Origin of the sequence: Bacteroides sp. B1-V-101, assembly GCF_023656585.1 — a bacterium.
GTDB lineage: Bacteria > Bacteroidota > Bacteroidia > Bacteroidales > Bacteroidaceae > Bacteroides > Bacteroides thetaiotaomicron.
The window spans coordinates 1-3,614 of the sequence record NZ_JAMOKH010000078.1 but is presented as its reverse complement, the minus strand read 5'-3'; the positions used below and the strand labels follow the sequence as shown (position 1 = coordinate 3,614).

Annotated in this window: 5 protein-coding genes; all 5 read right to left on the bottom strand. The window is 33.3% G+C overall.

Annotated features, from left to right (window positions below; translation table 11 throughout):
• Window positions 1–125: 125 nt before the first annotated feature.
• The 5 genes from NBH01_RS26385 to NBH01_RS26365 all read right to left on the bottom strand — a co-directional run bounded on the left by NBH01_RS26385 (window position 126) and on the right by NBH01_RS26365 (window position 3,475).
• Window positions 126–674 carry a DUF6756 family protein gene (locus tag NBH01_RS26385; protein WP_117702324.1) on the bottom strand — a complete coding sequence of 183 codons (549 nt, stop codon included), beginning with the start codon at window positions 672–674 and terminating at the stop codon, window positions 126–128.
• Between the two features lie 484 nt (window positions 675–1,158).
• Window positions 1,159–1,584 (bottom strand): hypothetical protein, encoded by a 426-nt coding sequence (locus NBH01_RS26380; protein ID WP_117873527.1) that lies wholly within the window; start codon window positions 1,582–1,584, stop codon window positions 1,159–1,161.
• A 47-nt stretch (window positions 1,585–1,631) separates the two neighbouring features.
• A complete protein-coding gene (locus tag NBH01_RS26375; RefSeq protein ID WP_032938217.1) occupies window positions 1,632–2,030 on the bottom strand; it encodes a hypothetical protein in 399 nt (132 codons plus the stop codon).
• Between the two features lie 73 nt (window positions 2,031–2,103).
• The gene (locus NBH01_RS26370) at window positions 2,104–2,859 is read right to left on the bottom strand and encodes a PoNi-like cognate immunity protein (RefSeq protein WP_117775769.1); all 756 of its coding nucleotides are present in this window, start codon (window positions 2,857–2,859) and stop codon (window positions 2,104–2,106) included.
• A 52-nt stretch (window positions 2,860–2,911) separates the two neighbouring features.
• Window positions 2,912–3,475: a hypothetical protein gene (locus NBH01_RS26365; RefSeq protein WP_115485217.1), complete on the bottom strand. Its 564-nt coding sequence runs from the start codon at window positions 3,473–3,475 to the stop codon at window positions 2,912–2,914.
• Window positions 3,476–3,614 lie beyond the last annotated feature (139 nt).

Sequence of the window (3,614 nt, the reverse complement as noted above, 5' to 3'; positions counted from 1 at the left end):
TGAATTTTGTTCCACATAGCCGTTTTTTGCTATAACATAGCTAAGTGGGAAAAAGAACAAGCAATATAATACAAATATTCTCATGCCTATTATATCTAATGGTTCAGCGGGGAACGCTGTAAGCGTTATCCCGGTTTATTATCAATTCTCATTTCATTTTTTCTCACGTCAATATAAAGCAAATCATCATGGTCTGTTATACTATACAGCTCCATGAAATCCTCTGTTACTAAATAATATTCGTCAAGCCCTTCGCAATCACCAATAAATATATGTATATCAGACAATTTTGCTTTGTAAACCACAAATCCAATATGCTCATAATCAATGAAGAAATAGAAAACGGTATTTCTATCTATTAAATCCAATAGATGAAAGTAAGGGTCTTCCATGTTACAATCGATACTATATGGCACATACTTAAAACTCAACCATAATGCATAAGGGTTTCCAATTACAAATGTGTCATATAACCTTTGTACCAAAATCTCTTTATCGGCATCTTCTATTTTCTGAAATGGAAGATGATTGTCTTCGATTGTACGTTCTATTTCTTTGAAAAATAAATCATCTATCATACTTAATATTATTCCATGTGGTGATATTCCATATTGTAAATATGGTTCTACTTTTATTCTCCAGCCAACCTTTTCTAATATTTGATTTTTATCCATATTTCACACTTTTATTGATAATGGTTCAGCAGGGAACGGCTTGTCCGTTATCCTGCTTCGTTAATGGTAAATTATATTTTTCCCTGTCTGTGCAATGCCTCTATGAAAAAGCAAGTAAAGGTTGCCACTATATATACAGTAAGTGCCCACACTCCAACTTTACGTTGCACAGAGTTTTCATCCTCATACTTGGTTATAATTCTTCTGTACCTTTTCTTGAAGAAAAATCTGCCACACAGCAATGCTATTAAACTGCCTTCAATGATATAGTATTGAGTATCGGACGGATAATCAATGATTCCGTATTGGGTTAATATACCCCATGCGGTTAATACATTTGTACTTAACATGACCGAAAACAAAAGCATTGCCAAAAATGTGGCTCCTTCCGATACAGAAGAATGAAGCCATAATCTATAAAACCTATAATATAAATAGTCTATCATATACCTTATTACCATTAATGGCTAAGCGGGGAACGCTGTTAAGCGTTATCCCGATTTGTTAATAACTTTTTCCTTCTCAATAGATGCGAAACTCCAATTGTCAAAAGCAGATAGGCAACCAGTAAACCTTGATAAAACCAATACTCATGAAATTTGCCTATGTCTGCTAAAAAAATCTTTCCGCTTGAACCTTGATGAACCACGAATCTATATTCATCACAAAACAAATAATATTCAAAACTCATTAGGTAGGCAAGTGCCAATATAGATAAGGCGATTAGGCGTGATATTTTATGATGTAGCCACAAATCGCTTCCTATAAACAGCACTGAAAAGACAGCCCAATACATAGATGCAAGCGAAAAATGCCACCCTGTTTCGTATAAGGGGTTTATAATACCGACACCTGCATAAAGCGTACTTGCCAATAGTAAGTAATACAATATTATTTTTATAATTTTCATGTTTCGCACTATTGTTATTAATGATTAGAAAGGGGCATCGTCAGATGCTATCTTTCGTTGTTACCGATATTTTTCCTTAATGTCTTATGAATAAAGTTATCCAAGTCTTTGGAGTTATAGAATTTCCATGTTGAATATGCAATCATATTACCTTCCGGATTGTGTGATATACTCCAATAATTCATACATTCTTTATCCACATATTCCTTTATTCTGATAATTTCTTCCAGCGATAAACTGCTTAATTGAACAAAATATTCGCCAGAATAATCTTTGTTGATAACTGATGTACTATCAACAAACTTGTTCATGTGTGCGATACAAGCATAAAGGGCATATCCTTTTGCTTCTTCAAACCTTTCTCTATATGCAACCTTTTGCGTTGTACAACTTGCGGTTACATAAAGTATGCACACTATTGTTATTATCATTTGCATATGCTTCATGTCTATAACTTTATTCGTTGTCGGTAATGGTTTAGCGGGGAACGCTGTAAGGCGTTATCACGCTTCGTTAACATCATATTTTATTCTCATTCCAGTGTACCATGTCGTATGGATAGTAGGGCAATCCTTTCAAGCTGGTATCATCCAGCCCCAAGACCTTGACTAACGCACCGCTTTCAAAGCTCCAATAGCCGTCATGTCTGATACCATATTTATGGTCGTCATGCCAAGCACAATCAGAATGACCTCGATACCATTCCTTTTTAAGATACTTCTCTAATTTCTGAATGGACAATTCTTTACTTTGATTGTTGCTGGAAATTATAGACAATGTACTTTGATAAGGAACTGGAAACAATACTGTGTCAGAACATCTTTCCCAATCAGTTAATCTGTATTTTATTAAAAAATCATATAAGGCATCATTAACATTTTCATTGTCAATCATGCTTGATAATATCCTTATATTTTGTTCATCTGTATCTAACATAATTCCAATAGACAACATCCATAACATCTGTACATACATACCGGTAATCGTCCAATGATTTGTTAGCGTTTTCACTAAATTATTGTAATCATCTTTCAATTTTGCCATATCTTCCCCAACTGAATACTTGGTTAGAAATGAATTCAATTTACATCCAAAAAGTGTAACTGTTTTATTGTAAGCAACATTAGAATTTGGAGCAGAGTATAATTGAATATGCTCTTTCTCTGCATTGATAATTTCCATAATACTGCTTTCTAACTGTTTACACCTTTTGGAATATCCAGCAAGTTGTTTCCTATACTGTTCTTCAGTAAAAAGTTTATCTCTTGTTTCCATATATGGTACACTGTTTTTGATGTTAATGGTTCAGCAGGGAACGGCTTGTCCGTTATCCTGCGTTGTTAGCGAAATATTCTATTCTATCCTTTGTTAGTTCTATCAAAATGAAACTAAAAGAACAAGCAATCAAAGCCAGTATATAGGATAAAAAATAGCATTTCAGATATTTATTTATACGCTCTTTCCTGAATTGTTTGAAATAGGAGATATACTTATCGCTCTTAAATAGGAATACTTGATTTGGAACATAAAGCAAGAGAACAAGAAGTAAAAAACTAATAATGAAGTTACTAACGTCACGAAACATAATACCATACCAAGAAATATGTGTTATTGCCATTACCACGTTCAAAATAGTAAGAATTAGCATTATCATGAAAATACAAGTTCCCCCACCGGCTTGCATAAGAATAAAAGGGGAAAAATCCTTTTCTCTTTCTTCTGTTCGCTTCACAATATCCAATGATTGCCAAAAAATATTTTCTTTCTTATAAAACTTCCGTGTGTATTTGTTGTCAATCAAACGGAACAGGTCAATTGCACGGAAGCACTTATACAAAAGTGCATAAGTACAATAGTATAATATGTTCCAAAATAATTCTATTCGTTTCATTTTGATATGTTTTCGCTAATGGGTTGAAAAGGAACTCCGTTCAGGGGTTATCTTTTCTTGTTAATAATAGAGTTTATTAGACTTACAAATAATCCACGTACCATTTATCTTCGTTCAAAAATCTTCTTTTTTTACTATC